This window comes from Sulfurimonas sp. (genome assembly GCF_028694605.1).
Taxonomy (GTDB): Bacteria; Campylobacterota; Campylobacteria; order Campylobacterales; family Sulfurimonadaceae; genus Sulfurimonas.
Map to the genome: position 1 here is coordinate 24,138 of NZ_JAQVKP010000007.1, position 22,357 is coordinate 46,494.

The 22,357-nt window shown below is 40.1% G+C and carries 25 protein-coding genes; 8 read left to right on the forward strand and 17 right to left on the reverse strand.

The genetic code is table 11. The annotated features are described in order from the left end of the window. Positions 1-13: 13 nt before the first annotated feature. A complete protein-coding gene (locus tag PHY84_RS05450) occupies positions 14-1,255 on the forward strand; it encodes a 1-acyl-sn-glycerol-3-phosphate acyltransferase (protein ID WP_299858357.1) in 1,242 nt (413 codons plus the stop codon). Here the strand turns inward: PHY84_RS05450 and PHY84_RS05455 are convergent. Next, positions 1,237-2,508, reverse strand: a complete 1,272-nt coding sequence (locus tag PHY84_RS05455) for an MFS transporter (protein ID WP_299858358.1) — start codon at positions 2,506-2,508, stop codon at positions 1,237-1,239. The two genes, PHY84_RS05450 and PHY84_RS05455, sit on opposite strands and share 19 nt — an antisense overlap. 66 nt (positions 2,509-2,574) lie before the next feature. Between PHY84_RS05455 and PHY84_RS05460 the strand changes: the two genes are divergently transcribed. Genes PHY84_RS05460 through amrS form a run of 4 tightly spaced genes read left to right on the forward strand, consistent with a single transcriptional unit; the run spans position 2,575 to position 5,294 of the window. Then, positions 2,575-3,360: a glycerophosphodiester phosphodiesterase family protein gene (locus PHY84_RS05460; protein WP_299858359.1), complete on the forward strand. Its 786-nt coding sequence runs from the start codon at positions 2,575-2,577 to the stop codon at positions 3,358-3,360. Continuing rightward, on the forward strand, positions 3,357-3,629 hold the full coding sequence (locus tag PHY84_RS05465) for a J domain-containing protein (RefSeq protein ID WP_299858360.1): 273 nt from the start codon (positions 3,357-3,359) through the stop codon (positions 3,627-3,629). The genes PHY84_RS05460 and PHY84_RS05465 overlap by 4 nt, the downstream gene beginning before the upstream one ends. Before the next feature lie 15 nt (positions 3,630-3,644). Then, complete coding sequence (locus PHY84_RS05470) at positions 3,645-4,256, forward strand: methyltransferase domain-containing protein (protein WP_299858361.1); 612 nt, start codon at positions 3,645-3,647, stop codon at positions 4,254-4,256. 12 nt (positions 4,257-4,268) lie between these two features. Continuing rightward, the gene (gene amrS, locus PHY84_RS05475) at positions 4,269-5,294 is read left to right on the forward strand and encodes an AmmeMemoRadiSam system radical SAM enzyme (RefSeq protein ID WP_299858362.1); all 1,026 of its coding nucleotides are present in this window, start codon (positions 4,269-4,271) and stop codon (positions 5,292-5,294) included. 12 nt (positions 5,295-5,306) lie between these two features. Here the strand turns inward: amrS and PHY84_RS05480 are convergent, their stop codons facing one another. Genes PHY84_RS05480 through PHY84_RS05535 form a run of 12 tightly spaced genes read right to left on the reverse strand, consistent with a single transcriptional unit; the run spans position 5,307 to position 16,243 of the window. Beyond that, complete coding sequence (locus tag PHY84_RS05480; RefSeq protein WP_299858363.1) at positions 5,307-5,831, reverse strand: hypothetical protein; 525 nt, start codon at positions 5,829-5,831, stop codon at positions 5,307-5,309. 32 nt (positions 5,832-5,863) lie between these two features. Further along, entirely contained in the window at positions 5,864-6,817 is a 954-nt protein-coding gene (locus PHY84_RS05485) for a uroporphyrinogen-III synthase (protein ID WP_299858364.1), read from the reverse strand. Between the two features lie 30 nt (positions 6,818-6,847). Next, on the reverse strand, positions 6,848-7,615 hold the full coding sequence (locus tag PHY84_RS05490; RefSeq protein ID WP_299858365.1) for an enoyl-ACP reductase: 768 nt from the start codon (positions 7,613-7,615) through the stop codon (positions 6,848-6,850). Beyond that, the gene (gene dapA / locus PHY84_RS05495; RefSeq protein WP_299858366.1) at positions 7,616-8,509 is read right to left on the reverse strand and encodes a 4-hydroxy-tetrahydrodipicolinate synthase; all 894 of its coding nucleotides are present in this window, start codon (positions 8,507-8,509) and stop codon (positions 7,616-7,618) included. It lies immediately after the preceding gene. Continuing rightward, positions 8,506-9,765 carry a pitrilysin family protein gene (locus PHY84_RS05500; RefSeq protein WP_299858367.1) on the reverse strand — a complete coding sequence of 420 codons (1,260 nt, stop codon included), beginning with the start codon at positions 9,763-9,765 and terminating at the stop codon, positions 8,506-8,508. The genes dapA and PHY84_RS05500 overlap by 4 nt, the downstream gene beginning before the upstream one ends. A gap of 43 nt (positions 9,766-9,808) precedes the next feature. Further along, positions 9,809-10,867, reverse strand: coding sequence for a quinone-dependent dihydroorotate dehydrogenase (locus PHY84_RS05505; protein WP_299858368.1), 1,059 nt, complete (start codon positions 10,865-10,867; stop codon positions 9,809-9,811). 56 nt (positions 10,868-10,923) lie between these two features. Further along, complete coding sequence (locus PHY84_RS05510; RefSeq protein WP_299858369.1) at positions 10,924-11,502, reverse strand: HAD family hydrolase; 579 nt, start codon at positions 11,500-11,502, stop codon at positions 10,924-10,926. Beyond that, positions 11,499-12,974 carry a glycosyltransferase family 39 protein gene (locus PHY84_RS05515; protein WP_299858370.1) on the reverse strand — a complete coding sequence of 492 codons (1,476 nt, stop codon included), beginning with the start codon at positions 12,972-12,974 and terminating at the stop codon, positions 11,499-11,501. The genes PHY84_RS05510 and PHY84_RS05515 overlap by 4 nt, the downstream gene beginning before the upstream one ends. Continuing rightward, positions 12,971-13,702 (reverse strand): SDR family oxidoreductase, encoded by a 732-nt coding sequence (locus PHY84_RS05520; protein ID WP_299858371.1) that lies wholly within the window; start codon positions 13,700-13,702, stop codon positions 12,971-12,973. Before PHY84_RS05520 ends, PHY84_RS05515 begins: the two co-directional genes overlap by 4 nt. Then, positions 13,699-14,991, reverse strand: coding sequence for an FAD-binding oxidoreductase (locus tag PHY84_RS05525; RefSeq protein WP_299858372.1), 1,293 nt, complete (start codon positions 14,989-14,991; stop codon positions 13,699-13,701). The genes PHY84_RS05520 and PHY84_RS05525 overlap by 4 nt, the downstream gene beginning before the upstream one ends. Then, positions 14,988-15,380: a GtrA family protein gene (locus PHY84_RS05530; protein ID WP_299858373.1), complete on the reverse strand. Its 393-nt coding sequence runs from the start codon at positions 15,378-15,380 to the stop codon at positions 14,988-14,990. Before PHY84_RS05530 ends, PHY84_RS05525 begins: the two co-directional genes overlap by 4 nt. Further along, positions 15,377-16,243, reverse strand: coding sequence for a decaprenyl-phosphate phosphoribosyltransferase (locus tag PHY84_RS05535; RefSeq protein WP_299858374.1), 867 nt, complete (start codon positions 16,241-16,243; stop codon positions 15,377-15,379). The genes PHY84_RS05530 and PHY84_RS05535 overlap by 4 nt, the downstream gene beginning before the upstream one ends. 181 nt (positions 16,244-16,424) lie before the next feature. Here PHY84_RS05535 and PHY84_RS05540 point away from each other — a divergent pair, with 181 nt between their 5' ends. Then, positions 16,425-17,648, forward strand: a complete 1,224-nt coding sequence (locus PHY84_RS05540; RefSeq protein ID WP_299858375.1) for a nucleotide sugar dehydrogenase — start codon at positions 16,425-16,427, stop codon at positions 17,646-17,648. Positions 17,649-17,674: 26 nt separating this feature from the next. After that, positions 17,675-18,232, forward strand: coding sequence for a DJ-1 family glyoxalase III (locus PHY84_RS05545; protein WP_299858377.1), 558 nt, complete (start codon positions 17,675-17,677; stop codon positions 18,230-18,232). Here PHY84_RS05545 and PHY84_RS05550 read toward each other — a convergent pair. Continuing rightward, entirely contained in the window at positions 18,216-19,127 is a 912-nt protein-coding gene (locus PHY84_RS05550) for a class I SAM-dependent methyltransferase (protein ID WP_299858378.1), read from the reverse strand. The two genes, PHY84_RS05545 and PHY84_RS05550, sit on opposite strands and share 17 nt — an antisense overlap. A gap of 59 nt (positions 19,128-19,186) precedes the next feature. On the opposite strand from PHY84_RS05550, the gene PHY84_RS05555 reads away from it, so the two are divergent. After that, positions 19,187-20,386, forward strand: coding sequence for an FAD-dependent oxidoreductase (locus PHY84_RS05555; RefSeq protein WP_299858379.1), 1,200 nt, complete (start codon positions 19,187-19,189; stop codon positions 20,384-20,386). On the opposite strand, the gene cysS is transcribed toward PHY84_RS05555, so the two are convergent. The 3 genes from cysS to PHY84_RS05570 are packed head-to-tail and all read right to left on the reverse strand — an operon-like array spanning position 20,383 to position 22,335. Continuing rightward, positions 20,383-21,783 carry a cysteine--tRNA ligase gene (cysS, locus tag PHY84_RS05560; protein WP_299858380.1) on the reverse strand — a complete coding sequence of 467 codons (1,401 nt, stop codon included), beginning with the start codon at positions 21,781-21,783 and terminating at the stop codon, positions 20,383-20,385. The two genes, PHY84_RS05555 and cysS, sit on opposite strands and share 4 nt — an antisense overlap. A 1-nt stretch (position 21,784) precedes the next feature. Continuing rightward, on the reverse strand, positions 21,785-22,090 hold the full coding sequence (locus tag PHY84_RS05565; protein ID WP_299858381.1) for a CcdB family protein: 306 nt from the start codon (positions 22,088-22,090) through the stop codon (positions 21,785-21,787). Next, positions 22,090-22,335: a type II toxin-antitoxin system CcdA family antitoxin gene (locus tag PHY84_RS05570; protein WP_299858382.1), complete on the reverse strand. Its 246-nt coding sequence runs from the start codon at positions 22,333-22,335 to the stop codon at positions 22,090-22,092. Before PHY84_RS05570 ends, PHY84_RS05565 begins: the two co-directional genes overlap by 1 nt. Positions 22,336-22,357: the final 22 nt, after the last annotated feature.

A 22,357-nucleotide genomic window follows, 5' to 3' on the forward strand; every position in this document is an offset into this window, starting at 1 on the left:
TTTATAAAATAAAATGGATTTGCATAATATAGAAGAGAAGCTATCGTCACATATATTTATCAAAGAGGTTGCTCTCATCGTTCATAACGGCTCTTTGTTCGCTGTTGTCCACCCTGATTTTAATGCCCTAAAAGAGGCAAGAATAATCAACATAGAAGAAGAAATCAGATGGTACGCCATAGAGCTTTACAATATGCAAGTCCAAGAGCCTTTGAAGATAAAAGGTTATAAAATATTAACCGTCCCTTTGCCAAAAACAGCGCTTGGCGGTGTCGATTTAGTGGCACTAAGAGAGCTTATATCATCAGACAAAAAGAGTGATTTTGCCATAGAAGATGAACCTGATGATAAAGTGTATGCTACTTTAAAAGAGTATTTATCAACTCTGACAAAGGGAAAAATTACTCCATCTTCACATTTAGAACTTACTCTTGGGCTTGATTCACTTGATTATGTAGAGCTTTTTGTTTTTATAGAAGAGAGTTTTGGAGTTAAAATTGATGAAGCGATTTTTTCATCCGTTATGAAGATGGGGGATTTGTATCTTTTTGTTAAACAAAATGCAAAATATGCAAACTCTTCAGCAGTAGTTTGGGAAGATATTTTACATCAAAAGATAGACGAAAAACTGGTGTATTCGCCCATTATAATCTCTCTGTACAAAACCGTTCTCTATCCTCTTTTTAGGCTCTATTTTCGGCTTGAGGTATCAGGAGTGGAAAATATTCCCACATATCCGTGCATAATCGCCCCGTCGCATCAAAGTATGCTTGACGGTTTTTTGATAGAGTCCGTACTTCCGTATAAGATTTTAAAAAAGAGTTTCTTTTTGGCATACAAACAGGTGTTTGGTACTACGCTATTGGCACCTGTCTCAAAGCACGGTCAGACTATTTTGATAGATGCAAATATAAATCTCAAACATACTATGCAGTATTGCGCACTGCCCCTAAGAGAGGGAAACAATCTTGTGATTTTTCCTGAGGGGGCAAGAACCAGAGATAGAAAACTGCTTGAGTTTCGTCCTTTTTTTGCGATGCTCTCTAAGACTTTTGGTATTCCCGTCGTTCCAGTCGTAATTGACGGTAGTTATGAAGCGCTTCAGGCAGGAAAAATATTTCCAAGACCCAGAAAAATAAGAGTTGCATTTCTAAAGCCGATTGCCCCTGATGGACTCAGCAGTGATGAGATAACGCAAAAAGTAAGAGAAATGATAGAGATTGAACTCGGCAAATCTCACCCTAAGGCACTTTGAACATCTTTTGCGCTCTTTTTTTCATCTACAAAATAGAGTAAAATCGCTCCCAGTATAAATAAAATAGCCACAGAAGCAATCGAAGCACGGGAGTTTTGAGTAAGAAGGGCGACCAAGGCCACCAATAAAGGTCCTAAAATAGCTGCAAATTTGCCCAAAAAGTTATAAAAACCGAAAAACTCTGCAGCGTGCTCTTTTGGAATCATTTTTGAGTAGTATGAGCGGCTGAGGGATTGAATAGCCCCCTGAACAAGCGCAATCATAACTGCCAGCATATAAAACTCATGCACCTCTTGCATTATTGCAGCCAAAAGAGTAATAAAAAGGTATATGCCGATAGCTAGAAAAATTGTTTTCTTCGTATCCCATGACTGCGCGATTTTTGCAAAAAGAAGCGTTGCTGGAAAACCTGCAAACTGAACGATAAGCAGGGCAAAAATCAGATTTTTAGAGTCAAATCCAAGAGCCATCCCATAATCAATCGCCATTCGTATAATGGTGTCAACTCCGTCAATGTAGAGCCAGTAAGCCGCTAAAAAGAGAAATATGCCCTTAATTTCTCTTATCTTTTTAAAGGTGTTTTTTAGTCTTAGATAACCATCTTTTAAAAGCGCAGCGGCTGTTTTTGCCTCTGCTTTTTTTTCTTCAACAAATAAAAAGAGCGGAAGTGAAAATAGCGTCCACCAGAGCGCAACGCTTATAAATGAGGCTTTTATTGCTTCTGCTTGATTTTCAAGCCCAAAAAGCGAAAAATTCTGCACCAAAGCCACATTGAAAGCAAAGAGTATCCCGCCACCAAGATATCCGAGTGCAAAACCCAGCCCTGAGATATAATCGGCGTTTTTGTTATTTGAGATGGATGGAAGCAGGGAGTCGTAAAATATATCTGCACCCATAAACCCGATATTGCCGAGTATGTATATAAAAGCCGCTAATTGCCACTCTCCTTGAGATACAAGTGTCAAAGCCGCACTCATCAAAATTCCAAGATAGGCAAAGAGAAAAAGAAATCTTTTTTTGAGCGAAGCGCTGTCTGCCATGGCTCCTAAAAGAGGTGCGACAAGAACTATAATAAAACTTGAGAGCGCATTTACAAAACCAAGATGCGCGGTGCTTAGTGTAGCTTCCATGTCAGCAGCATAGTATGATTTGAAAAAGATGGGAAAAAATCCAGCCATTACAGTAGTTGCGTAAGCAGAATTTGCCCAGTCGTAAAGCGCCCAAGAGTAGATAGTTCTTCTGTCTTTTTGCATAAAAACCTCTGCTTTAATTTGGCATCAATTCTACCATAACGGCTAAAATAAATGCTAGAATAGTGCATGAAATTTTTGGAACTGTTGAGTCATGTCGGTCTTATTGCTGCTCATAGAGGTGCTCGCTCCATCGCACCTGAAAACACGCTTGCGGCTTTAAAAAAAAGTGTTGGCAGATGTGATTTTATCGAGATAGACGTACAGTTAAGCAGAGATGGTGAGGCTATAGTCATGCATGACGATACATTGCAGAGAACTACGGATGTAGCACAAATTGCCTCTTTTGCATCCCGCAAACCCTACTATGTGAGCGACTTTACGCTTAGCGAACTTAAAAAACTTGACTATGGAAGCTGGTTTTACAAAGACAAAAAGCATTCAGAGCCGCTTCTCACACTTAAGGATGCACTCCTCTTTATAAAAGAGAATAGCATACTTTTAAATATCGAGATAAAAGATATGAACAAAAAATTTAACAATGCGGATGTTGTCGGTGTGGTCGTTGATGCGATAAGAAAGAGCGGTGTGATGGATAGCGTTTTAATATCGTCTTTTAGGCATGAGTATCTTAAAATCATAAAAGCAGAACTTAGTGATGTGCCGACCGCGGCTCTGGTAGAGGGCAAACATCCCCCAAGATTGCTAGAGTATCTAAGAGAGCTTAAAGTAGAAGGCTACAGCTTAAACAATGAACTTGTCGATAGAGAAAGCGTGGAGACGTTAAGAGAGGCAGGATTTTTTGTGGGTGTCTATACTGTGAATAATTCCAAACGGGTAAAAGAGCTTTTTGATATGGGTGTAAACTGTGTCTTTAGCGATAGTCTGGAAAAAAAAGAGGCGGGCATTTTATGAATTATGAAAAATTCCAAGAGGCTCTTGATATACTTGATATATCTTCGCGCATAACACATACGGAGCTGAAAAAAAGGTATCAAAAACTCTCAAAAGTATATCATCCTGATATGCAAAGCGGAGATGAAAAAAAGTTTAGAGAGATTCACGAGGCATATAAAATCGTAGAAGCATATATGAAAAACTTCAGGTTTTCTCTTGACGAGAAGGAGTTTTATGAACAAAATCCGTTTTCAAAAAAATCAAAGGATTGGTTTTACAGTTTTTAATATTGAGGGACGGTTATGAATTCAAATCAAGAGTTGGTTGATTATCTTATAGGTGTCGGGGCGCTTCGCTCAAGCGGCATTATAGAAGCCTTTAGAAATGTTGATAGAGCTGATTTTGTGCATAACAGAGAGACTTTTGATATTTATGAAGATTATCCTCTTGCCATAGGTCATGGTCAAACAATCTCTCAACCAAGAACGGTTGCCATGATGATGGAGATGCTCTCGCCTCAGGTTGGACAGAGCATTTTGGACATCGGAAGCGGCTCAGGGTGGACGACGGCACTTTTGGCTTATATTGTAGGAGAAGACGGCTTGGTTGTCGGGGTTGAGAGAGTAAGCGAACTTGTAAAGTTTGGAAGTGATAACCTTAAAAAATATAAGTTTAAAAATGCTAAGATTGTTGAAGCGGGAGATGAACTTGGGCTAAGAGGCGGGAAGTTTGACCGTATTTTAGTCTCTGCGGCAGCAGATGAGTTTCCGTACGAACTGGCAAAGCAGTTAAATATCGGTGGGAAGATTGTCATTCCCGTGCAAAATTCGATTTATGAAATGACAAAAGAAAAAAATGGGGAGCTTGGTGGAGTTGAACATTACGGATTTACGTTTGTTCCGTTGATTTATTAGAAGGGGGCTAAGATGTCACATACAGCATGGTTAAGTAAAAAACTAGATAGCGGAAAGATTTTATGCGAGGCGTGTGCCCATGCCTGCAAGCTTGAAGAGGGTGAGTATGGTATATGCGGTGTCAGACGTGTGGAAGAAGGTGAGCTAAAGCTGCTTGTTTACGGGCTTGCTGCGGCTGTGAATATTGACCCTGTTGAGAAAAAGCCTATGTTCAATTTTCTGCCTGCAAGCAAAGCTTTTTCTCTTGGAACGGTTGGATGTAACTTCTCTTGCAAGTTTTGTCAAAACTTTGACATATCTCAATATCCAAAAGAGCATGCCCATAAAATCATAGGTCGTGAACTTTTGCCCCAAAAAATAGTTGAACTCTCCATTGAAAACGGATGCCGCTCAATCGCATACACTTACAATGAGCCGGTAGTTTTTTTCGAATATACTTACGATACGGCAAAAATAGCGCATGAAAAAGGGCTGAAAAACATCTACGTCACAAGCGGTTATGAAACACGAAAAGCCATAGATTTGCTCGCCCCATATATAGACGGAATGAATATAGACATCAAAGGCTTTACGGATGAGTTTTACAAAGAGATTTGCGGTGCCAGACTAAAACCCGTGCTTGAAGCCGTTAAACATGCTCGTGAGAAGGGCATTTGGGTAGAGATAACAACTCTTTTGATTCCCGGAAAAAATGATTCAGATGAAGAGATACGAGGAATTGCAAAATTTATAGCTTCTGTCGATACATCTATGCCTTGGCATCTCTCGGCATTTCATCCGATGTATAAGATGCTTGACGTTCCACGCACTCCCGAATCAACGCTTTTAAGAGCATACAAGATAGGAGTGGAAGAGGGGCTTAAATATGTCTATATCGGTAATGTTGACAATGAAGATTATGAATCGACCTACTGCCCGAATTGTAAAAAAAGAGTGGTTGACAGAAGCGGAAACATCGGGCAATTTGTGACAAATGAACTAGATGAAGACGGTACATGTCCATACTGCGGATATAAGCTTGAAGGTGTGTGGCATTAATGCCACGCCTTTTTAAAACATGTTTACAACACCATAATCAAGCATCTCTTCAAACTGCTCTTGAGTTAATACCGCTTTTACCTTTTCTATACACTCTAAGTGAATCTTTGTAAGTTCTGCTCTGAGCTTTGCTATCTCATCCACTTTTGGATAAAAATCTGCCGCTTTTGGACCTTTGTGCTTAAAAGAGATTTGCTGCATCATATCAAGTTCAAGCTTTTTAATCACAAGAGCTTTGTCCACCGCCTTGCTCATAAGCTCCTCTTTTATTTTTAGTATTGCGTTGATTTGCTCTTTGGAGAGTTTGAGATTTGCGCTTGAGCTGTCGTAAAGCGTCATTCCAACAAGATAAGGAAGATTTTTTGGCATCAAAAAGTAATCTTTGGGAAAGTTCTCTTTTGTGGTAAAAGGTCCTGCCGGACCCGCTAACTTCTCCATTTTTACCACATCTTGCACCGGAGGAGGCAAGGTCGGTTCTGCGAGTAAAGAGCATGAGAGTAGAGTGAGTGCAAGAGCTGTATTTTTTATATTTTTCATAGCTGTTCCTTTGGGATATATATTTGTAAATATTATACAGAGCTATTGTTAACCAACTCTATAGCTTTTTTTACGCATGAATCAAGCGAGGTTGTCTGTGCGATAATGGGAGTGATGTATGGTGGAAAATAGTTCTTTGTTGTATATCCTATGGATATGGCTATGTAGCTCTCATCCCATGTGGCATTTTTTAAAAAACACTCTATTGTTGATGGTGACGAGAAGATAATTGCTGAGTTTTTTGGTAAAACAATCTTCTTTTTAAACTCTACACATACTGTTTTATAGACTATTGCTTCATCACAAATAACGCCATTTGTGTTTAGTTTTTCTACTAATGTTGAAACTATTTTTGAGCCTCTGACATAGAGCACTTTTTTGTTTTTTAGCAGTGGAACTAACTCGTCTGCGAACTCATTCCCATGTTTTTCTTTGCTGACAAACTTGATCTTACCGCCCAGATTGCTCGCTGCTTTTGCGGTTTGTGGTGCAATAACATATAGTGGTTTTGATTTCCACTTTTGATTGTAAGAGTTGAGCGGATAGATTGCACTTTTTGAAGTAAAAATAATCGCATCATAAGCAGAAAAATCGATATCGCATTTTATAGTCTCTATCTTTATGACCGGTAGATTTTTTGCCCATTTGACTTTTTTGTCGTTTAGTACATAAATAGGAAGTGAGTTGTTTTTAAAATTCTGTATAAATGAGCCTATTACTCTTTTTATTCTTGTAAATATTGTATCTTTGCTGTTTAGCACTAAAGATTTATTCTCATCTACAAAAAAGTTAATATTCTGCTTACTCAACATATATGTTATCTTGATAAGTTCTTCAAATATATGCTCATTGGAGTAATTTCTGTCGAGCAGAAACGAGTTTGTAGAGTAGTCATACTCATAGTAGATAAGATTTAATGGTTCAATTAGTTTTTCAATATTTTTCATGGAGTGGATAATAGCATTATGTGAGTAAATATTTTTCAAAAAATTGAAAAATATTTATGGGTGTAGAGGTTATTGAAACGTCGTGCCGCCATCAACGACTATAGTCTGCCCTGTAAGCCATGAAGATTCATTGCCGCAAAGAAAAAGACATGCACCTGTCAAATCTTCAGCTTCACCCATGCGAGAGAGCGGAGAGCGTTTTACTACTTCGCTTTTTACCTCTTCATAGTTTGGAAATGCTTTTAGTGCGTCTGTGTCGATTGGTCCGCCGCTTACTGCATTTACTCTTATGTTTTTCTCGCCAAGCTCTGCTGCTGCATAACGCACCATTGCTTCAACTGCCGCTTTGTTTGTACCGTGACCTGCATAGTTTGGAGTATAAACTAGGTTGCCTGTTGAGCTCATGCTGATGATGCTTCCGCCGCCTACCTTCTCCATCCTCTTTGCTGCCTCTTGCGCACCTACGACAAATGCGTCAACCGTTGCCGTGTAGATATTGTTTAACCCTTTTGGCTTTAGTCTCATAAACGGACCAAATCCGCCAACAACAGCACGCCCAGAGATGATGGCATTTGAGATAAAAAAGTCAAGTCTGTCAAAATCATTGTCAAACTCTGCGTAAACATCCCTGTATGTTTCAGGTTCTAAAATGTCAAGCTTATATGCTCTTGCTTTTACACCATACTTTGCCTCGACATTAGCGATTATCTCATTTGCGGCATCAGCTTTTGTCGCATACGTAAAAGCTACGTTGCACCCTTTTTGAGCAAAAGCATAAACGATTGCTTTGCCGATTCCTCGTGTTCCGCCGCTTACAAATAGAGTTTTGCCTGTCATTTATAATCCTTTGATTTTGTAATGTTTCATAATAGATTCTAGTTTTTTCATATTTTCAACACTTGGAGCAACGAGAGGAAGCCTGTATTCAAGTGTCTCAATAAGTCCTGCAACATACATTGCGGCTTTTATCATGATAGGGTTTGACTCTAAAAAGAGCGCTTTGTTGATTGGAAACAGCATATCATTTATGGCTTTTGCACCGCTAAAATCACCGCTTAGAGCCTTTTGAACCAATGCACTTTTTAAATCAGGCAGAAGATTTGATGTAACTGACGTAATCCCTGCGCCGCCGTTTGCAAGGATGGGAAAGTCAATTGCATCGTCGCCACTAAATACTTTTAGTTCGGGTCTGCGGGAGAGCAGCTCTACTGTACGCTCCAAGCTTCCGGTTGCTTCTTTAATGCCGTAGATATTTTTTACATCGTCAAATAGTCTGATAACGGTATCGGCACTTATATCGACTACGGTACGCCCCGGAACATTGTAGAGCATAAATGGAAGTTCAGGAACTGACTCGGCAATAGCTTTATAGTGTTGGTAAAGTCCCTCTTGTGACGGTTTTACATAGTACGGTGCAACTGAAAAGATTGCGTCAACTCCGCATTTTTGAGCTGTTTTTGCCGCTTCAATCGCTTCTGCTGTTGAGTTGCTTCCCGCACCTGCTAAAACTTTTGTTTTTGTGCCGCGGCATACCTCTACGGCTATCTCAATACATCTTTTGTCTTCAGCGTATGTAAGTGTCGCACTCTCGCCCGTTGTTCCTACCGGACAGACAGCGTCTATACCGTTTTCTATCTGTCTTTGGATTAGTTTTGCGTAAGTTTGCTCATCTAATTTGCCATTTTTAAACGGTGTAATGAGTGCGGTTGTAGAACCGGTTACTATATTCATTTCGTTCCTTTTTTTAAAATAAGTGTTGTTGATTTGTCAAAATTGAAGTACTTTTGTGCTACTTCTAAAACTCTTTCTTGCGTGATTTTTTCTATATTTTCTTCATAATTTAAAAGCAATGTCAAATCGCCTCTGACAAGGTAGCTTCCAAAAAGATTTGCAACCGATGTTGAACTCTCAAGCGAGTAGATAAACTCTGCTTTTGTGTTGATTTTTACTTTTTGTATCTCTTTTTCATCTACTTTTTTCTTCTTTAAAAGCTCTATCTGTTTTACTAGCTCTTTTTCGACGTCCTCGGCTTTAACACCGGGGTTGCAGGTTGCCAAAAAGATAAAAAGCCCCGGGTCGATATTTTCCATATTGTAAGCATAAACATTGTTGACAAGGTGTTTTTTCTCCATTAGCTCTTGGTAAAGTCGTGAACTTTTTCCGGAAAATAGAATCTCAGAAATCATGCTGAGTACGATTTGGTCTTCATTTTGAAAATTTGGGATATGAAACGCTATGGCAATCATCTCCACTTCGCTCTCTTTGTGGATGGTAACTCTTTTTGCTCCCTCTTGATCAGGTTCTACAAACTTTAATTCTGGGATTTTTCCACTGTTTTTGATGTGAGAAAACCTTTTCTTCGCTTTTTTGAAAACTTCCTCAGGCTCAACATCGCCCGTAACCATCAAGATAGCGTTGCTTGGTTGATAGTAGGTTTTGTGAAACTCTTTTATATCATCAGTCGTCCATGTTTTGATGTCGTTCATAAATCCGATAGGTGTCCAATGATATGGATGATAGACATAAGCGTTGTTGAAAAGCGCAAAATACAAGTAGCCCATCGGTGAGTTTTCTGTTCTCCAGCGTCTCTCTTCGGCGACTACATCGCGCTCAGGCTGAAACTCTTTGTCTTTGAGTTTGAGATTTTGCATAAGTTCGGCATAGAGTTCAAGCGATTTGTCGAGGTTTTGTGTGCTTGACTTGATGTAGTAATGCGTGTAGTCAAAACTTGTAGATGCGTTGTTGATGCCGCCTATGCTTTTTACCTCTTTATCAAACTCGCCGGCATCAAGATTTTTTGTGGATTTGAAGTTCATGTGTTCTAGCATGTGGGCGATGCCGGTTTTGCCCATAACTTCGTTTCTGCTTCCGACTTTATAAAAAATATCGGTGCTAATAACGCCAGTGCCGTTTTTAAGCGGAATTACAACAATTTGAAGCCCGTTTTCAAGGGTCTTAGTCTCATATTTCGGTAGTGATGATGCCATTAAAATTCCTAAAGTAAGTGTAAGTGCAAAGAGAAATTTCATGCTATTTTCTATCCGCGCCTATCGCCTCTGTGATGTTTGCGTATCCGTCAGCCTTTATAAGCTCAGTAAGCTCCAAGTTGATGTTTTTTATCATATCCGGACCGCCAAAGATAAGCCCGCTGTAAATCTCTACAAGTGAAGCCCCTGCCTTGATGCGTCTGTAAACCTCGGCGGCAGAGTCGATACCGCCGACAGATATAAGCACTGTTTTGCCAAAAAGCTCTTTTGCAATCGCTTCAAAGATGGCAAAACTCTTCTCTTTAAGTACCGCACCGCTTAAACCGCCTATGCTTTTTGGGTTTTTAACAAGCGAATAGTCTATGGTAGTATTGGTAGCAATGATGCCATCAGCTCCTTTTGCAACCGCTAAAGACGTAAGAGCAACCGCATCTTCTTCGCTCATGTCCGGTGCGATTTTTAGTAAAATCGGTTTTGTGGTTATCGCTTTTGCTTCCTCAAAAAGCCTTGTGATAAACTCTTCGTTTTGCAAATCTCTTAAGCCCGGTGTGTTTGGGGAAGAGATGTTTATAACAAGATAATCGCCTAATTCGTGAAGCGCTTTGATGAGAGTTGTATAATCATTTATCGCTTCGTTCTCCGGAGTAACTTTGTTTTTGCCGATGTTTATCCCGATAGGCGTGGTAAAAGGGAAGCGCTCTTTTAATCTTTTTTGTACCTTCAAAAGACCGTCATTGTTAAATCCCATCGCATTTTGGATGCTCTGTTCCTCGATATGGCGAAACATACGAGGTTTTGGGTTTCCCGCCTGTGGCTTTGGCGTAACAGTGCCAATCTCCGTAAAACCAAATCCAAGTATCTGCATTCCACGAATCATGGTTGCATTTTTGTCAAATCCTGCACCAAGTCCTATAGGGTTATAAAAAGTACGCCCGAAAAGCTCCTGTTTAAGTATGGGGTTGGTAACAAAATGGGACTCTAGAAAAGAGTTGAAAGGTATGGGGCAGATATTTGGAGCTCTAAGCACACACTCCGCAAGCATATGCGCACTCTCCGGCTCAAGTTTGAACAGCCAATTTTTTATGGTTTGATACTCTAACATATAGTTCTCTTTTACTAAAAATTAGGAGATTATACAAAAAGAACGATAAAGTTATGTTAATACTTTACACTTTTATGCGCAAGTGCGAGCATCTCTGTGTCTCCTGAGCTGTCACCATAGGCATAGATAGTTTCATACTGTTTAATATCTAAATGCTCTTTTATACGTTTTGCTTTCTCTGCTCCGTGGCAGTTTGGGGTTAAAAATTTACCGCTGAATTTTGCGTCTTTAAATTCCAGTTCAGTTGAGAGGAGTTCAATTCCCTCTCTTTGGCACCATGGCTTAAGCCAACACTCCATGGATGCAGAGACTACAAGCACTCTGTCGCCTTTTGTTTGATGTGTTTTAAGGATTTGCAGTCTCTCTTTGTTGATGATGGTATCAAGTTTTTCGAGCGAAAATTCCTTTGCTTTTTGCTTGAAAATCTCTTCATTTGTTCCTTTAAAAAAGAGGGAGAAAAGACGCTCTTTTGCTTCGGAATTTGAGATAATGCGCAATTGCCAGAGTGCAAAATAGGGGAGAAATCTTGTCATATTGAAGAGATATGACTTTTTGCTTGAAGCGTGTTTTAAAAACTCGCCTAAGGAGTCTTTGGAGCTGAGCGTTCCGTCAAAATCAAAAAGTGCGAGATTCATCTGTAGTACCTCTCTTTAAAATAGCATGCTCCGACCGGCAACCATGAAGGGATGTTATAAAACTTCTCATTTTGCACATCAAGATAGTTCTTTTTGTAAAACTCATAGTTAAAACCTTTGCAAGTTGCGGTATAAAAAATCGCTCCATTACCATTGAAGCTATCCAGTGAAAAGGAGTTACAGCTTTGTGTAAGCAGTTTTTCATCGATAGGGCTTTTGTGAAATAGAGTGATATCACTGTTGGCAAGCTCTCTTACATCAAGGAGTTTATCATCAAGACGACCATATTTGGAGTTGTTGAACAAAACATTGAACTCTCTTTTACAAAAGTGCGAGAGCAGTGATGCACTTGAGTAGCCGAGCGTAAAAATCCTCTCATCATTAAACTCTTTAAGCTCCTCGCAAATAGCTTGAGGCTTGGTGTACATCACGATATCCGAGTATTTTTTATGCTCTTTGAAGAGTGAAGTCGGAAGTAAAAGAGCGGTTACTATAATGATGATATGAATTGATGTAAAAATGGCGTTATAGTTGAAGAGTTTTTGCAAACGCTCCATTTGGATAAAACTAAAGAGCAAAAAGATGTAAGGTATAAAAAGCAAAAACCAGTGTAATCCGATGTTGTTTTTGAGAGAGACTACAAAAAAGATAAAAAACGCAACACTTAAGATTAGCGTAAGCAGTCTTAAAAGTGTTGTTTTTTCAAATTTTGATTTGAGCAAAAAGTAAAGCCCCCAAGGTGTGACTACGTAGAGCAGAAGCCCAAAATAAGCCAAAACTGTGCTTATACCATAGACGCTATCTTCAGTTCTTGCAAAGAAGTTAAAAAGGATATTGTTCCAGCAGCTGTTATAGTTAAAGTAGAGATTTTGCGATATAAAAAGCAGGACGATAAAAGCGACAACCGCTACTGTTTTTAGGGCTTTTGTCTTGTATGTAAGAATAGAAAAAAGTAGCAGCGAAAAGAGCATAAAAACTGCAAAATATTTGCTCAAAAACGCAGCACCTAAAAAAACTCCGGCTAAAAGTGCATAACCAAACCACTCTTTTTTCTCCAGTGAGTAGAGCAAAAAGAGCGTTCCAAGCGAGCTGAAAAAGAGCAGGGCAACATCGTTGGTCATAAGAACAAGCAACAAGTCAACAGGCGAGACTAAAAAGAGAAATGAGGTGTAAAGTGCTTTTTCTTTATGGATACCGTAAAGCAGAGCGATTTTATAGAGTACAAACGCCGCCACAAATGTGGCCAAGATAGCAAAAGAGCGAAAAAATAGATGCGAATCACTCACAAAACTCATAGCATAGAGTACCCATCCAACCATCGGCGGGTGGTCGTAGTAGCCCATACTTGGGTTGTGTGCCCATTTTATAAAGTATGCCTCATCCCCCGTGAGCGGGAGCAGCCAAAGAATCAAAATCTTAAAGGCGAAAATCCCTGCAAGGATAGAAAGTTCTCTTCTGTAGCGCTCTATCATATACTCATTTTCTTAAATAAAAATTCCGGTATATGCTTGATGATAAGCATGATAACCATCCAAATAGGCTTTGTGTAGAGGACATTGCGCCCTTTTTGCTGTGCGTTAAAGATATCCTCGGCAACTTCACTTGGGCTTGCCGTGAGCTTTGGCGGAAGGTCGAGATGTTCGGTCATCTTTGTGTGTACAAACCCAGGTTTGACGGTAAGTACCTGCACCCCGCTCTCATAAAGTCTGTTTCTTAAACCGCTAAGATACGCCGAAAAAGCTGCTTTTGCGCTGCCGTAGATATAGTTTGCTTTTCTGCCGCGATCTCCCGCAACGGAACTCACACCTACGATAAAACCGCGTCTCTCTTTTTCAAAATCATTGGCGATGATATTTAAGATGCTCACTGCTCCCGTGTAGTTTACATTGATAGTCTCTAATGTTTTGTTCCACTCTTTTTGTGCCTCTTTTTGTTCTGTCATATAGCCCGAGATTACGATAGCGCCAAGCGGCTTTTCTTCAAGTGAGCTATAAAAGCTCTCATGCGTCTCATAAGCAGTAATGTCAAACTCTTTAAGTACAACTTCCACGCCGCTTCTAAGTGCGATATCTTGCTTTAACTCCTCCAAAGAAGCACTCTCTCTTGCCGCAAGATAGAGGTTGTAGCCGTTTTTTGCATAGATGCGTGCGACCTCTTTTGCAATGTCGCTTTTTGCACCGATAATAAGAACATAACTCATATGCATACCCTTTTTGACTGAAGTGATTGTAGTTTTTTATCCATGTTGTTCTCTTTTCTGAATGTACGAAATGTCTCGATAAGCGGATACCCTTGCTCAAATGTTTCACGACTCACACGCACATCTTTGGTGAGATAGATGCGTCCGCCGTGGCGTACTACGACCTCGTCAAGTGCATCCAAAAGTTCAAAAAGTCCCGTTTCAATCTTAAAGTCAAGTGCGAGCGAGTAGCCCTCCATGGGAAAAGAGAGATAGTTGTCGTTTGCTTTGCCGTATAGTTTTAAAACTGCCAAAAAAGAGCCTTTGCCCGAAGCCGAAATTTTGCCGAGTATCTCTTTAAGCCCATCAAAACTGCTCTCTTTGGGCAAAATAAACTGATACTGCGTAAAACCGCCGCTTCCATAGATCTTATTCCAATCCCCGATAGCATCAAGCGGATAGAAAAATGTGTCTATATCGACTTTTTGTTTGGAGATACCATTTGGAGCTTTTGCATAGTAGAGCCAGTTAAAAGCCTTTACGCTGAGGTTGTTGAGCGCAAAAGATGGGAAGGTAAACGGAATGGTAAGCTTTTTTTTGCTTTTGTACTCCAAATCGCCGTCGTTTGCAAAATCACCGACCATCAGCAAGCATTTGCCAATCTCTTCATCTTTTGCCAAACAGTCTATCCATGCCACAGAGTAGGGCATATCTTTGTATTTCTCAAATGCTTCAAAAGTCTCTTTTAGGTTTTTGGTTTTGATGGTTGTTTGGTTTATGTGCTTGGAATTTATCTTCTTGAGCGAAATTTTTGCACTAAGAATAACGCCGGTAAGTCCCATCCCTCCGCAAGTTGCATGAAAAAGCGCATCCCCCTTTTTACAGCTCTTTATCTCACCATCTGGCAACATAAGCGTCATCTCTTCGATACATTCGCTAAAACACCCTTCAGTGTGGTGGTTTTTGCCGTGAACATCGCTTGCGATTGCTCCGCCGATGGTTATGAGTTTTGTCCCCGGAGTTACTTTTAAAAACCAACCGCGCTTTACAAGTGTATCAAGTATCTCACTCAAAAGCACTCCTGCTTGGCACTCAAGTATGCCCTCTTGTGCGTCAAAAGCTAAAAAATTGTTGTATGGTTTGGTATAGACTATGTTGTCTGCAAGTGCACTGTCACCGTAGCTTCTGCCGTTGCCGTAAGGGATAAACTCTTCTGTTTTTTCTGCATACGCACACAAACTCTCCGTGTCTCTGAGTGAAAACACATTGCTTTTTATCTTTGGGTACATACCCCAGCTAAAGAGATTCATAGTCCGTCCTTAAACACAAATTTTTTATCAAGAAAATATTTTACGATATAACCGATACTAAGACCTACTAGCGCGCCCGCATATTTTGCATTTTGGCTCTCAAAAAGCATGTCAAATCCAATCTCAAAACCCCAAAAGATAAATGTGGTGAAAACTCCCATAAGCGAGTAGAGAAAAAACTTTTTGCCATCATCGGCTCTGCTTTTTGGAGTGTGAAAAAAGATATATTTTTTGTCAAGTATATACTTCAAAACAAGACCTGCCAAAGTACCCGCAAGCATCGCAATATAGAGCGATAAAAAACCGCTGTATATCGTAAAGCTGAAGTACTGAAAAAAGAGATTTAATGCAGTTGAGAGCAGTGCGAAGATAACATATCGTGCAATCATGTCAGTTTTATAATTCCCACGAAACTAAGAAGCCAAAAAAAGATAGTCAGCTTTAAAAATGTATCTTTGATAACAACTCTCGTAGGACTTCCGCTATTCTCCTCGACAAATGTTATCTGCATATAGCGTAAAATGCCCAAAATAACGAAAAAAGAGGTAAGAAAGAGATACTCCGTGCCAAGCCTTGCCGTAACCTCCGCAGAGATAGTGTACATGATGTAGCTCACAATAACCACACCTGCCATCAAAACCATAGAGGCGTTTACAAACTCAAGGTTATAGCCGTCTATGTTTTTGCGTGTCTGTTGCCCATCCAAAGAGAGAAGCACATCGTCTCTTCTTTTGGCAAGAGCAAGAAAGAGGGCAAGAAGGAATGTCATCGAGATTATCCACATAGAGAGTGAGATATCTGTAACGCTAGAACCCGCAAAAAGACGCAAAACAAAGCCCGAAGCGATGATAAAAATATCTAAGATAGCGATATGTTTAAGCTTGATACTGTAAAAAATATTGAGGATAAAGTAGAGAAGCAACACGCCAAAAAGGGTTTTGCTGAGCAAAAACGAGAGCGCAAGAGAGGCAGAGCTAAGAGCCAATATAAGGAAAATCGCACTCTTTTTTGTAACGCTTCCGCATGCCAACGGGCGATTTTTCTTTGTAGGATGTGCCATGTCTTCGTTGATATCCAAAAAATCATTGAAAATATAGACACTGCTCGCAAGCAGTGAAAAAAGTACAAAAACAAAAAAAGTGTCTCTAATGACCTCCGTATCTGTAAAGGAGAACGAAAAAAGAAGCGGCAAAAAGATAAAAAGATTTTTTATATATTGATGTACTCGCAAAAGTTTGATGATTTCACCCAAAAAAGAGCCTTTTTTAAGCGGATTATAACACTTTGGTCATAAAACTTAACTTTGTCATTAAGCTATCATTAAATAAAATAATATTTTTTAAAAATTATTTATCAAGTTCAAAGTCCAAACACGATAAAATCTAACTTTTAGATTATACAGGAAGTCTAATATGAAAGCGACTAATATATTAATGACGAATAGCAAATCCTATAAAATAGCAATAGCAGGAACGGGGTATGTGGGACTAAGTAATGGGCTTTTACTGGCTCAACACAACCAAGTCGTAGCACTTGATATCATTCCACAAAAAGTGGAGATGCTTAAAAATAAAAAATCACCTATCGAGGATAAAGAGATAGAAGAGTATCTGCTAAGAGACGATTTAAACTTTACTGCAACGCTGGATAAAGAGCAAGCTTACAAAGATGCAGATTATGTAATCATCGCAACTCCAACAGATTATGACCCTGAGACAAATTATTTTAACACTAAGTCCATAGAGTATGTAGTAGCAGATGTGCTTAGTATAAATCCTGATGCAACGATGGTTATAAAAAGCACTATTCCTGTAGGATACACTAAGTCTTTACGAGAAAAATTTAACACTCAAAATATCATCTTTTCACCGGAGTTTTTAAGAGAGGGGAAAGCGCTCTATGACAATCTTTATCCAAGTAGAATCATAGTAGGTGAAAAAAGCAAAAGAGCAGAGATTTTTGCAAATCTTTTAGCCGAGGGTGCCATAAAAGAAAATATCGATATTCTTTTTGCCGACTCAACAGAAGCGGAAGCTATAAAACTCTTTGCAAACACATACCTTGCTATGAGAGTAGCATACTTCAACGAGCTTGACTCTTATGCAGAAGCGCACGGGCTTAACACCGAGCAAATCATCAAAGGTGTAGGGCTGGATCCAAGAATAGGCACGCACTACAACAACCCTAGTTTTGGATATGGCGGCTACTGCTTGCCTAAAGATACAAAGCAGCTGCTTGCAAACTACCGAGATGTGCCCTCAAACATGATAGAAGCCATCGTAAATGCAAACAGCACCAGAAAAGATTTTATAGCAAACAGTATCATCAAAAAACTAGAGTTAACACCTCAAAATCCAAACAATATCCACACTTCAAAAAAAGTGGGAGTGTATAGACTTACCATGAAAACAGGAAGCGACAACTTTAGAAGCAGTGCTATCCAAGGGATAATGAAAAGAATCAAAGCTAAAGGCATAGAAGTAGTTATATACGAACCCTCTCTTGCCGATGAGACTTTCTTTAACTCAAGAGTTATCAAAAATCTTGACGAGTTCAAAGCTGTCTCAGATGTGATAATAGCAAATAGACTAAGTGAAAATTTACTAGATGTAAAAGATAAGGTTTACACTAGAGATGTATTTAACAGTGATAGCTAGGTAAATATTTTATAAAGGGGTGACAAATGATCAGAGTTTTAGTGCCACTGGCAGATGGGTTTGAAGAGATAGAGGCAATCTCTATCATAGATGTTTTGCGCCGTGGCGGGATTGAGGTTATCACTGCTTCTTTGGGACAAAACCGTTCAATCAAGGGAGCACACGGTGTAGTTGTAATGGCCGAAGCGGAGATTACCGCTGTGGCTACAGAGGCTCTTGATATGGTAGTTTTACCCGGTGGGTGGGGTGGAACACTGGCTTTATGTGATGATGCCAACGTACAGAGAATCCTTAGAGAGATGGATAAAAAAGGAAAGCTCATAGGAGCGATTTGTGCCGCACCGCTCGCACTGGAACGTGCCGGTGTACTTAAGCACAATTACACATGCTACCCGACCATCGAGCAGCAGATAAGAGAAGATGGCTTTGATGAGAGCGGGATGGTTGTAGAAGACGGCAATGTGCTTACTTCCCGCGGACCCGCAACCGCCATCTGCTTTGGGCTTCAAATCGTAAAAAAACTCTCAGGCGAGAAGAAGTACCTTGAGGTAAAATCCGCCCTTTTGGCTACCTACTGCGAATAAAGAGAAGGTTTTTTAAGCTTCGTTCTTCCTCTTGGCTTGCAAACTCTTGCACGTTTTCAAGCCGTTTTACAAAGGTAAACTCAGAAGCCAATTCGCCAAAGAGGCGGATAAGAAAGTTACTATCAAGTTCGGGCGCATTGAGGCATGCCAAAACCATAGAGCCTTCCATGCTCATCTCATGGAGCCGTTTGATGATTTTTTCATAATCTTTTGTTGCTTCAAAACTCCCTCTTTGCAGGGTCGGCGGGTCGATGATGATAAGGTCGTAAGGGGCGTCTTTTCTGATGCGTGAGAAAGATTTGAGGATATTATGGGGCAAAAAACTTACCCCTTTTGAATCGATAGCGTTTAAGTGGTGGTTTGCTTTGCCCACTGAGAGCGCACCTTTGCTCATATCGATATTGACGACGCTCTGCGCACCTCCCATTTTTGCTGCAACGCTAAAAGCGCATGTGTAGCTAAAGAGGTTTAGCACTCTTTTGTCCTTGGCATTTTCTCTCACAAACGCTCTGCCGTTTTTCATATCAGGAAAGTAGAGGCTGTTTTGATTGGAGAGGAGGTTGAGTTTAAACTTCATACCGTTTTCAAGCGCAAAAAGGTTTTTTGGTACTTCTCCCATCAAAACCTCGCTTGGTGCGCCTTTAAGGTAGCGTCTTTGTATCACGAGCGTTGTAAAACGGCTTGAGGCTACAAACTCCTTTAGCATTGCTAGAAGTTCTTCCTCTTTTTCGTCTTGCATAAAAAGAGCCACATTTAAGATGGTGTCTATCGAATCAATTGTGAGATGCTTCCACCCCTCAAAAAGTCCGCCTCGTCCATGAAAAATCCTTTTAAATTCTTCGCCTGCATCTTTTGTATTTTCTTCTAAAAGTTCTTTGAGTTGTTTAACCGTCATTCTTTGCCTAAGTAATTTTTTGTATAATTCTAACCATTTTAGAGCGCAAAAGGCAAAAAGTGAAGAAAAAAGTAGTTGTTATCGGCGGAGGATACGGCGGGCTTCGTGCCGTTGAGCATTTGGCTTTGCAAGCGGATATGGATGTAACACTCATCGATGCGCATCCTTACCACTATCTTCAAACAGAGGCGTATGGCTATATTGCGGGTCGATTTGATCTGCATGATGTTGTTATCGACTTGCAAGACTGGTGCGACGGTTTTAAGAAAAAAGTGACTTTTATTTACGACCATGCAACGGATATTGACTTTGTATCGCAAAAGGTCAAGCTTTGCAGCAGCGAGGTTGCTTATGACTATCTTATCATCGCAACGGGTGCAAAAACAAACTTCTTCTCTTTTATAGAGGGGCTTAGAGAGCATAGTTTTGGAGTAAAAAGCCTTTATAGAGCGCACAATTTCCGTGCTGAATTTGAAAAAATCATATACAAAAAGCTTCAAAATGAGGCTGATACACAAGAGATAAATCTGGCTATCGGAGGGGCGGGTCTTAGTGGCGTAGAGGTAGCGGCGGAGATGGCAAATGTGGTTTCGGTCTATAAAAAAACACTTGGCAACAGGGTGGCAAGCATCAGGATTCATCTCATAGATGCAAGCAAAACGATTTTACCGGGGATGAGCGAATTTTTGGTGCAAAGTACGCATAAGCGGCTTGTATCGCTTGGTGTGCATATCTTGACGGATGCCTTTATCCAAAAAATGGATGACTCTTACATCTACTTCAAAAACGGCGATACGCTCGCATATCATTTTATGATTTTTACGGGCGGCATCAAAGCATCTGATTTGAACGAGAAGGTGGATGTGCAAAAAAATAGAATCTTACAGTTTTTGCCGGATGAACGACTAAATATTGGTGGCTATGAGAATGTTTTTGCGGTGGGCGACTGTGTCGAGATACGGGACGCAGCAGGGCGCATCTTGCCTCCGACTGCCCAAACTGCCGAAAGAAGTGCGGAGTATGCGGCAGCAGCCATTCGTAAAAAGATAGACAAGCAAGAGATAAAACCTTTTGATGCCAAAGTTCTTGGTGTCTTTATCGCCCTTGGCGGACGGTATGCGAGCGGAGAGCTTTTTGGAGCTCTAAAAGTAACGGGCTACAGCGCCTATGTGCTAAAAAAAGCCATCACATACGCCTACTACTTAGGACTGAAACTTCGTCTCAACACGGGATATAAAAATAGAACCAAAACGCTCTAAATCTTCTCCCAAAAAGTACCCTGCGGCGTGTCCATGATGCTCACGCCGTAAGATAGAATCTCATCACGGATTTTGTCTGAGGTTGCAAAATCTTTTGCCCTCTTTGCTTCGTCTCTTTGCATGATAAGTGCGTTAATCTCCTCTTTTGTCGCCTCATCTACACCTAGTTGAAAATACTCAAATGGATTTTTTGCTCCAAAACCCAAAACCTCCCCAATGTAGGCGATGTTTGAGAGTGTTTGGGCTTTAAACTCTTTGTGTTTTCCCGGCATATCAAGCGATTCGTTTGCTTTTGCAATCATGGCATCAACAAGTGCCAAAGAAGCCGAGATGTTTAAATCATCGCTAAGTGTTTCTAAAAGCTCTTCTTGAAAAGCAGTTTTAATAGGCTTGTAAGCTAAACCAAAAAGACGCTTTTTAACTCTGTAAATCTTGTCTAAACGCTTTTTTGAAGCCGCCAAATCTTCGGTGTTGAAGTTAAAATTGCTTCTATAATGCGTACTTAGGAGATAAAATCTTAAAACCTCGCCGTCATAAACTTTAAGTGCATCTTTGAGAAAAAAGCTGTTTCCAAGACTTTTTGACATCTTTTCGCCGTCTATGTTGACAAAACCGTTGTGCATCCAGTAGTTTGCCAGTGTGTGGTTGGTTGCGCATCTGGTCTGTGCCGCCTCGTTTTCATGATGGGGAAAAAGCAAGTCCGCTCCGCCGCCATGAATGTCAACGGCAAACTTTGCGCCATCCTTAGCCAGATGCTTCTCTATCATGGCAGAACACTCCACATGCCAACCGGGGCGACCGGCTCCAAATGGAGAATTGAAAGTTACGGTGTCGTCTTTTACACTTTTCCACAGAGCAAAGTCCGCAGTGTTTTTTTTCTCCGATGAGTTCTCAACCCTGTTTTGTTTTTCGCTCTCCTCTTGAACTCTATGTGAAAGGCTTAAGTAGTCGTTGTCGCTTGCAGTATCAAAGTAAACATCTCCATCTACGGTTACGTAAGCGTGTTTTGAGTCTATGAGTTTTTGTATAAGCGCAAACATCGCCTCAAGAGATTCTGTGGCTTTTGGCTCAATATCAGGACGTGAAATACCCAACTGCGCCATCTCTTTGTGATAAGCATTCGTATAAAAATCTGTAATCTCTTTTATTTCTCTCTTCTGTTCAATAGCTTTTTTGATGATTTTGTCATCTATGTCGGTAATATTTCTGGCATAAGTCACATCGTAACCGTTTGCCTTTAAAACGCGTGTGAGAAGGTCAAAAACCAAAGCACTCTTTGCATGCCCCAAGTGAGCATCATCATAAACCGTCGGACCGCAAACATAGAGTGAAACCCTGTTGCCGTCTTGAGGGATAAACTCCCGTTTTGTTTTTTGTACTGAATCGTAAATTGTCATTTTAAAAACCTGTTATCATAAAATCAACCGCTGCAATAATTTCATCTCTTTTGTCTTGAAGCGAACAGATAGGTACTCCTAAATGTTGTATGGATATACCCGCCAACTCAGCCGTTGACATTGTAACCTCCAAACCTTCAATTTTAAAAACCGGATGCAATATCTTTGCAGGTTTCATATCTAGTACCAAAGGCACAACTACTCTTGTGGTAAGGGATTTAAGAATATCGTTTTGTATATCTAGCAAAAAAGGTATCTCTTTGCTTGTCTTTGGATTTTTGTTTTTATAAACATCAAATTGAGCCATTAAAAACTTCTTATTTCATCGCTAAAGAGACCATCTTTTGCGACTCTTTCGTTATAGCTGTTGATAGCATTTTTGTTTTGTGCCTCCCATTTTTTCATCTCTTGCTCTTTAATAAGTTCAATAAGTGTTTTTTCTAATGAATTTGAGATGTTAATATGAAGTTCTTTTGCCTTTTGAAGCAGGTCGGAATTGATGCTTAAATTGGTCGCTTTTTTCTTTGCGTATGGATTATAAAGTGCTGTCATGTTTATTCCTGTATGCATAAAG

What these genes read in the sequence shown, in the direction of transcription:
- amrS (WP_299858362.1), top strand. Translation starts at nt 4,269, where the DNA reads ATGTCACATACAGCATGGTTAAGTAAAAAACTAGATAGCGGAAAGATT.
- PHY84_RS05565 (WP_299858381.1), bottom strand. Translation starts at nt 22,090, where the DNA reads ATGGCTCAATTTGATGTTTATAAAAACAAAAATCCAAAGACAAGCAAA.
- PHY84_RS05545 (WP_299858377.1), top strand. Translation starts at nt 17,675, where the DNA reads ATGATCAGAGTTTTAGTGCCACTGGCAGATGGGTTTGAAGAGATAGAG.
- PHY84_RS05490 (WP_299858365.1), bottom strand. Translation starts at nt 7,615, where the DNA reads ATGACAGGCAAAACTCTATTTGTAAGCGGCGGAACACGAGGAATCGGC.
- PHY84_RS05505 (WP_299858368.1), bottom strand. Translation starts at nt 10,867, where the DNA reads ATGTTAGAGTATCAAACCATAAAAAATTGGCTGTTCAAACTTGAGCCG.
- PHY84_RS05520 (WP_299858371.1), bottom strand. Translation starts at nt 13,702, where the DNA reads ATGAGTTATGTTCTTATTATCGGTGCAAAAAGCGACATTGCAAAAGAG.
- dapA (WP_299858366.1), bottom strand. Translation starts at nt 8,509, where the DNA reads ATGAATATAGTAACCGGTTCTACAACCGCACTCATTACACCGTTTAAA.
- PHY84_RS05480 (WP_299858363.1), bottom strand. Translation starts at nt 5,831, where the DNA reads ATGAAAAATATAAAAAATACAGCTCTTGCACTCACTCTACTCTCATGC.
- cysS (WP_299858380.1), bottom strand. Translation starts at nt 21,783, where the DNA reads ATGACAATTTACGATTCAGTACAAAAAACAAAACGGGAGTTTATCCCT.
- PHY84_RS05525 (WP_299858372.1), bottom strand. Translation starts at nt 14,991, where the DNA reads ATGAATCTCTTTAGCTGGGGTATGTACCCAAAGATAAAAAGCAATGTG.
- PHY84_RS05470 (WP_299858361.1), top strand. Translation starts at nt 3,645, where the DNA reads ATGAATTCAAATCAAGAGTTGGTTGATTATCTTATAGGTGTCGGGGCG.
- PHY84_RS05515 (WP_299858370.1), bottom strand. Translation starts at nt 12,974, where the DNA reads ATGATAGAGCGCTACAGAAGAGAACTTTCTATCCTTGCAGGGATTTTC.
- PHY84_RS05540 (WP_299858375.1), top strand. Translation starts at nt 16,425, where the DNA reads ATGACGAATAGCAAATCCTATAAAATAGCAATAGCAGGAACGGGGTAT.
- PHY84_RS05550 (WP_299858378.1), bottom strand. Translation starts at nt 19,127, where the DNA reads ATGACGGTTAAACAACTCAAAGAACTTTTAGAAGAAAATACAAAAGAT.
- PHY84_RS05465 (WP_299858360.1), top strand. Translation starts at nt 3,357, where the DNA reads ATGAATTATGAAAAATTCCAAGAGGCTCTTGATATACTTGATATATCT.
- PHY84_RS05500 (WP_299858367.1), bottom strand. Translation starts at nt 9,765, where the DNA reads ATGGCATCATCACTACCGAAATATGAGACTAAGACCCTTGAAAACGGG.
- PHY84_RS05570 (WP_299858382.1), bottom strand. Translation starts at nt 22,335, where the DNA reads ATGACAGCACTTTATAATCCATACGCAAAGAAAAAAGCGACCAATTTA.
- PHY84_RS05530 (WP_299858373.1), bottom strand. Translation starts at nt 15,380, where the DNA reads ATGATTGCACGATATGTTATCTTCGCACTGCTCTCAACTGCATTAAAT.
- PHY84_RS05450 (WP_299858357.1), top strand. Translation starts at nt 14, where the DNA reads ATGGATTTGCATAATATAGAAGAGAAGCTATCGTCACATATATTTATC.
- PHY84_RS05455 (WP_299858358.1), bottom strand. Translation starts at nt 2,508, where the DNA reads ATGCAAAAAGACAGAAGAACTATCTACTCTTGGGCGCTTTACGACTGG.
- PHY84_RS05510 (WP_299858369.1), bottom strand. Translation starts at nt 11,502, where the DNA reads ATGAATCTCGCACTTTTTGATTTTGACGGAACGCTCAGCTCCAAAGAC.
- PHY84_RS05460 (WP_299858359.1), top strand. Translation starts at nt 2,575, where the DNA reads ATGAAATTTTTGGAACTGTTGAGTCATGTCGGTCTTATTGCTGCTCAT.